The following is a 6,080-nucleotide window of genomic DNA, read 5'->3' as shown; positions in this document are numbered from 1 at the left end:
CCGCCGCCCGCGACCAGTACGCCGCCCTACTCCCCATCCGCGAGCGCGTCCTGGGCGCCGAGCACCCCGACACCCTGATCACCCGGCACAACCTCGCCTACTGGACGGGGGAGGCGGGGGACGCGGCCGCCGCCCGCGACCAGTACGCCGCCCTACTCCCCATCCGCGAGCGCGTCCTGGGCGCCGAGCACCCCAACACCCTGATCACCCGGCACAACCTCGCCCGCTGGACGGGGGAGGCAGAGGGAACGAAGCCGGGTGGGTGATGGCTTCATTTAACGATCGTTTTTTGAAGACCAGCCCGACCGGCCTTCAGAAGACTCGGAAAGCCTTCAAAAACTCGTTCAACAACCTCAGCGGTTCAACAACCTCCGAACACCGTTTGTTGAGAGAATGACGGACGTGACCGACGCCCCGCATCTGCCCGCCGACCCGCTGGCCGCCTTCCCCTCCCACCGCAGCGAGATCCGCATCGGCTATGCCCGCGTCTCCACCGCCGGCCAGAACCTCGAACGCCAACTCGACACCCTCAAGACAGCCGGATGCCGGCGCGTGTTCGCCGACAAGAAGTCCGGCAAGACCGCCGAACGGCCAGAGCTGGCGGCCTGCCATGCGTTCCTGACCGAGGGCGACACCCTAGTCGTACCCTCCCTGGACCGCTACGGACGTTCCCTGGCCGACCTCATCACCATGGTCGGCAACCTCCGCAAGCGCGAGATCGGCTTCACCTCCCTGCACGAGAACCTCGACACCACCACCCCCGGCGGCCGCCTCATCTTCCACGTCTTCGCTGCCCTTGCGGAGTTCATCCGCGAGCTCATCGTCGCCGGCACCCGCGACGGCCTGGCCGCGGCGCGTGCTCGCGGTCGCACCGGCGGCCGCCCCACCGTCATCACCCCCGAACTGCTGCGCGCTGCCCGCGATATGCTGCCCAACCCGGAGAACTCGATCACTTCGATCGCCAAGCTCCTAGGCGTTTCAGCAGGGACGCTGTACAACCACATTCCCGACCTGAGGCGCCTCCGCGAAAGCGGCCAAGTCCGGGGTTGAGGAACCTGCGGACAGCCGTTGGCGGTACCGGCGAGTAACTTGGGGTGCCGTTAAGAAACGCGTCACCTGCCCCAAACCAGGTCCGGTCGGCCTGCCGGGCGGGCTACACCTGGGCTTCGAACATCGTGGGATAAGTCCGGCAGGTGCTGCCGTGAGGGCGGGGTGAAAGGCGTTCGCGCAGGTCGTGCTGCCCGGTAAGGCCCGTTATGTCAAGGCGCTTCGGTCGCGTCCGGGCCCGCCTCCTGCGGGCCGGGTCGCGCGTCGGCCGGCGGCGCGGACGGCTCCCGGCGCAACACCACCTCCCCGTCCGTTTCGGCCACCAGCTTCCACCCGGGCGGCCACGCGTGCCCCGCGTCGGGGCGCAGCACGCGAGCTCCGTCCAGCTCCACGCGTTCCGCCCCACGCGCCCCGCCGAACTGGGCGTCGCCGGTGAAGGTCGCCCCGCCGAACTGGGCAGCACCGGTGAAGGTCGCCCCGCCGAACCAAGCGTCGCCGGTGAAGGTCGCCCCGTCGAACCGGGCGTCGGCAGTGAAGGTCGCCCCGCGGAACCAAGGGTGGTCGGTGAAGGTCCCCCACCAGACGTCGCCGGTGAAGCCCCTTATGCCGAACCAAGCGTCGCTGGTGAAGGTCGCCCCGCCGAACTGGGCAGCACCGGTGAAGGTCGCCCCGCCGAACCAAGCGTCGCCGGTGAAGGTCGCCCCGCCGAACTGGGCGACGCCGGTGAAGGTCGCCCCGCCGAACTGGGCTTCACCGATGCGGCAGCCGTCGAGGTTGAAGCCGACCAGGGCTGCCCCGGTGAGGTCGAGGCGGGTAGCGGGCCAGTACCGTGCGTGAGGGTCGGCGCGACCCTGTGGGGGTGGGGCATAGCCGAGGTGGTTGGCCAGGATGCACTGGGCGGTGAGGCGCACCTGGTATTCCTCGTACGGGTCCCGGTCACCGGCCGGGCCCGAGGACGGCGCACCCTTGGCACGGGCGGCCCGCTGCGCGGTGCGGATCTTCTCGCCGCGCCCTTGCTCGTGGGGCGGGGTGTAGGGCATGCGCAGGTAGGCGCAGAACACATCCACGATCGTCTGGCGCAGCTCCGGGGTGTCCTGGGCCAGACGATCCAGCGCGTAGAGTCCAGCCAGCCGGACCGGGGCCTGGTCGCTGCCGAGCTGCTCGGCCGCCTTGGTGTACAGCTCGGTGACACGCCGCTCGCTGGCGTCATGCTCGGCGCTCGCGGCGACGATCTCCTGGTGCCGCTGCCGGCGGAACGCCAGCATCAGTGTGATCGCGGCACCCGCCCCGGCCCCGGCCGCGAGCGCGGTACGGATGACATCGATCCGCGCCGTCGCCGCCTGGGCGGGCTTCAACGGCGGCAAGCCGGACCACAACCACCACGCGGTAAGCCCTACGGCAGCGCCCACCGCCAGCACCGTCAGAATGATCCACCCACCGCTTCCCCGGGGTCGTCGCCGAGATGGCGCGGGCGCCGTGAACGGATTGTCTGGGTCCGCAGCACGGCGACGGGCTGGCCACGAGGGCAGAGGCATACATCGATTGCAGCCTGCGCATGGCGATCAATCGACCAAAGACGTGCCAAGTCGTGATCAGGTCTCCCGTAGGGATCCCGTGGTTTGGGGCTGGTGGCACGGTTCTTAACGGCACCCCGAGTCCGCCCGTGCTCATCCCGACCGAGGGCCCTGTCGAAGCGTCCTGCTAAGTCACTCGCCGGTACCGCCAACGGCTGTCCGCAGGTTCCTCAACCCCGAAGTCCGAGAGCTCGGCGCTGATCAGAGATCGCCAGCGTAGGGAGATCGCATCCGAGCGACGGGCTATCCAAGCGCCGACAAGTTGGCTCGCACAGTCTTCGTCAATGGGTGGTCGGTGCCGAGCACCCGCTCACAGTCGGCCAGCGTCGCCTCATAAAGCGGGATGGCCCGGCCCACATCCCCCGCTCTCTTGTAGGCGGCGGCGAGGTTGTTACGGGAAATCAGGGTGTCGGGGTGATCGGTGCCCAGCACCCGCTCCCGATCCGCCAGCGTCGCCTCATACAGCAGGATGGCCCGGCCCACATCCCCCGCCGACCCGTAGGCGACCGCGAGGTTGTTACGGGAAATCAGGGTGTCGGGGTGGTCGGTGCCGAGCACCCGCTCACAGTCGGCCAGCGTCGCCTCATACAGCGGGATGGCCCGGCCCACATCCCCCGCTCTCTTGTAGGCGGCGGCGAGGTTGTTACGGGAGGACAGGGTGTGGGGGTGATCGCCGCCGAGCACTCGCTCCCGATCCGCCAGCGTCGCCTCGAACAGGGAGATGGCCCGGCCCACATCCCCCGTCGCCTCGTAGGCGACCGCGAGGTTGTTACGGGAAATCAGGGTGTGGGGGTGATCGCCGCCGAGCACCCGCTCCCGATCCGCCAGCGTCGCCTCATACAGCGGGATGGCCCGGCCCACATCCCCCGCCGCCTCGTAGGCGGCGGCGAGGTTGTTGCGGGAAGTCAGGGTGTCGGGGTGGTCGGTGCCGAGCACCCGCTCCCGATCCGCCAGCGTCGCCTCGAACAGGGAGATGGCCCGGCCCACATCCCCCGTCGCCTCGTAGGCGACCGCGAGGTTGTTACGGGAAATCAGGGTGTGGGGGTGGTCCGCGCCCAGCGCCCGCTCACAGGCCATGCGTGCCCGTTTGTAGTAGCCGATTGCACGGGCGATGGCACCCTGGTTTTTCAGGAAAACTCCGGCCTCGTTGAGCAACAGTGCGGTCGTGGCTGTGTCGATGGCAGGGGATGCGTGCGCGGCGAGAGCCTCGATGTGCGGTAATAGTGCACGCCACACTGGCCAGCCGGCAGGGTCGGACGGCGGTTGGGGTAGAGCGCCACTGAGCACATGAGTGGCCTGGTCGCGGGCGGTATCGATGTCGACGGCCTGGCGATGCGGATCGTCAGGGTCGGGAGTGCGGGCGACGGCTTGGACGAGGCGGTGGACGGTGACCACCGCACTGTCGAGGCTGATCATGTTGTAGGCGGCCAGATCCCCCAGGGCCTGCTGCACCTCTGGCGCCGTCGCTTCCAGGCCCTCCAGCAGCAGGGTGCCAGGGATGGGTTCGGCGCCGTACCAGGCTAGGAGGCGCAGCAGCTGCCCGGCCAGGGGGACATCGGTCAGCCGGTCGAGTGTGAGCCGCCAAAGGCGGGCGACGGCCCGCTCGGCATCGGCGCCGCGGGCCGTCCGGTCGTACATCACCGCCGGCTGGTCTGTGAGCACGCCGAGGTAGGCGCGGGGAGTCAGCCGGGTCTGGTGCAGATACGCGGCCGCCTGCTCGACCGCCAGGGGTAAGTACCCCAGCTCACGTACCAGCTCGACCGCCCCATCCAAGTCCTCGGGCAGATTTCCATCGAGGTCGGCCTGCACGACATCCGAGGGAAGGGCCGGGGCGGCGATCCGGATCAGCAGTTCGACCGCTTCTCGCTCGTCCAGCACGTCTAGGCGCAGCACCTGGGCGTCCAGCCGATGCCAACCCTCGCCCAGCCGGCTGGTCACCAGCACCTGCCCGGCCAGGGTCCGCTCCAGCAGCGGCCGCACATCAGCGGGGTCGACCACGTCATCGAGCACCAGCAGCCACCCCTCATGGGCGGACAGCCAACCAACAGCGCGCTCGGCCAGGGCCTCCAGCGGCAACGCCGTGGCCAGTTCCGGCTGCAGCGCGACCATCAGCGCGGCCAGCCCGGCCCGCACCGCCTCGGAGGTGTCAGCGGTGATCCACCACACCGGATTCCACGCCCCGGCCTGCGCCGCGGCATAGCGGGCGGCCAGCGTCGACTTGCCCACCCCGCCGAGCCCGTGCACCGCGGCCACCACCACCGGCCCTCTTGCGCCCAGCGCCGCCTCCAGCGCGGCCAACTCGCCGCCGCGCCCGACGAACACCTGCCGATGCCCGGGCACGTTCACCATCGCCGGCGGCGCGCTCACCTCGGTGACCGGCCGCAGCGCGTCCACGGGCAGCACCGTCTGAGTGACGTGGCCATGCTCGGAGGCGTGGGCGTGCAGTTGCACGTTGGTCGCGCCCTCGCCGGTTGAGATGATGCCCGCATTGCTGCCCTGGAGCGCGATCGACGGTTGACCAACGGTCGACTCACCGTCCAGTCGCTGCAGCCCTTGCCCCGGGGCTGGGGGACGGCTGGCGGTGAGCCTGTAGGCGGCCACAGCCAGTCCGGCCAGGGCGACGAAGAGCCCGATCACGCTGGCCAGCTTGTCGGCGTTATCCAGGCCGACCCATGCCAGGTAGATGGCCAGCCCAATGATGGCCGCCGCCGCGACCGTACTTCCGGCCCATACCGGCACGCGCCTGCGCATACCGGCATCATGAAGCCTCAGCCAAGATCACGTGATGCATCCGTGCCCATACAACCGAAACGCCGTTCGGCCCAAGCAGGGTGCGCTCTGGCGGACGTGAGCCAGCGCGCCACCGTCATCGAGGCGCGCGAAAGGGGCTAACGCAGATAAGCAGGGCAAGTCACTGGCCATGCGGGTGGTGCTCTCCCTGGTCAGCCTCCGCGTTATCGCAGATAGTGACTCACTATCTGCGATAGGAGACATCGGCGCGAAGATCCGCTGCCATCGGCCGGGATGATTGAGCCGGTGAAAGCCCGAACGTCAGTGATCCTCCTCCGCCCGCAGTGACAGCCCGACGCGGCGCACCCGATCGGCTTCTTCCTGACACCCTCGACGCTCCAGCGTACTCACCAGCAGCCAGCCGGCGGACCTGTCGCCAGCCTCGACCCGCGCCCGCAGTTCCTCCACCCGGCCCTGCTCAGCCAGCAGCCCAGCCAACAACCCGGCGGCGACCCCATCGCCGGCCTCAGCTCGTGCCCGCACGAGGTTCAGCTCCTCCTCCGCTTCCCCCAGCCCGAGCCTGGTCAGCCACCAGGCGGCAGTCTCGTCGCCAGCCTCGACCCGCGCCCTCAAGAGGTTCCGTGCTTCCTCTACCTCCCCCTGCTTGACCAGCAGATCGGCCAGCCACCCGGCGGCGGCCCCGTCGCCGGCCTCAGCCCGCGCCCGCAG

5 protein-coding genes are annotated in these 6,080 nt (G+C 69.7%); 2 read left to right on the top strand and 3 right to left on the bottom strand.

Features of this window, described 5'->3' with window-relative positions; all coding sequences use genetic code 11:
* Together AB0C27_RS53970 and AB0C27_RS53965 are read left to right on the top strand one after the other, a co-directional pair.
* Positions 1 to 266 (top strand): tetratricopeptide repeat protein (locus tag AB0C27_RS53970; protein WP_357862698.1); only part of this gene is annotated, 266 nt, incomplete at its 5' end.
* 136 nt (positions 267 to 402) lie between these two features.
* Complete coding sequence (locus AB0C27_RS53965) at positions 403 to 1,050, top strand: recombinase family protein (RefSeq protein ID WP_357862696.1); 648 nt, start codon at positions 403 to 405, stop codon at positions 1,048 to 1,050.
* Positions 1,051 to 1,259: 209 nt separating this feature from the next.
* Here the strand turns inward: AB0C27_RS53965 and AB0C27_RS53960 are convergent, their stop codons facing one another.
* From AB0C27_RS53960 to AB0C27_RS53950, 3 genes are all read right to left on the bottom strand, one after another.
* Positions 1,260 to 2,411 (bottom strand): pentapeptide repeat-containing protein, encoded by a 1,152-nt coding sequence (locus AB0C27_RS53960; protein ID WP_357862694.1) that lies wholly within the window; start codon positions 2,409 to 2,411, stop codon positions 1,260 to 1,262.
* A 453-nt stretch (positions 2,412 to 2,864) separates the two neighbouring features.
* Complete coding sequence (gene fxsT, locus AB0C27_RS53955; RefSeq protein ID WP_357862692.1) at positions 2,865 to 5,372, bottom strand: FxSxx-COOH system tetratricopeptide repeat protein; 2,508 nt, start codon at positions 5,370 to 5,372, stop codon at positions 2,865 to 2,867.
* Between the two features lie 300 nt (positions 5,373 to 5,672).
* Positions 5,673 to 6,080: tetratricopeptide repeat protein (locus tag AB0C27_RS53950; protein ID WP_357862691.1), on the bottom strand; the 408-nt coding region annotated here is incomplete at its 5' end.

Origin of the sequence: Nonomuraea sp. NPDC048882 (assembly GCF_040649755.1) — a bacterium.
GTDB classification, from domain to species: domain Bacteria; phylum Actinomycetota; class Actinomycetes; order Streptosporangiales; family Streptosporangiaceae; genus Nonomuraea; species Nonomuraea maheshkhaliensis.
This window is presented reverse-complemented; position numbering and strand designations above follow the sequence as displayed.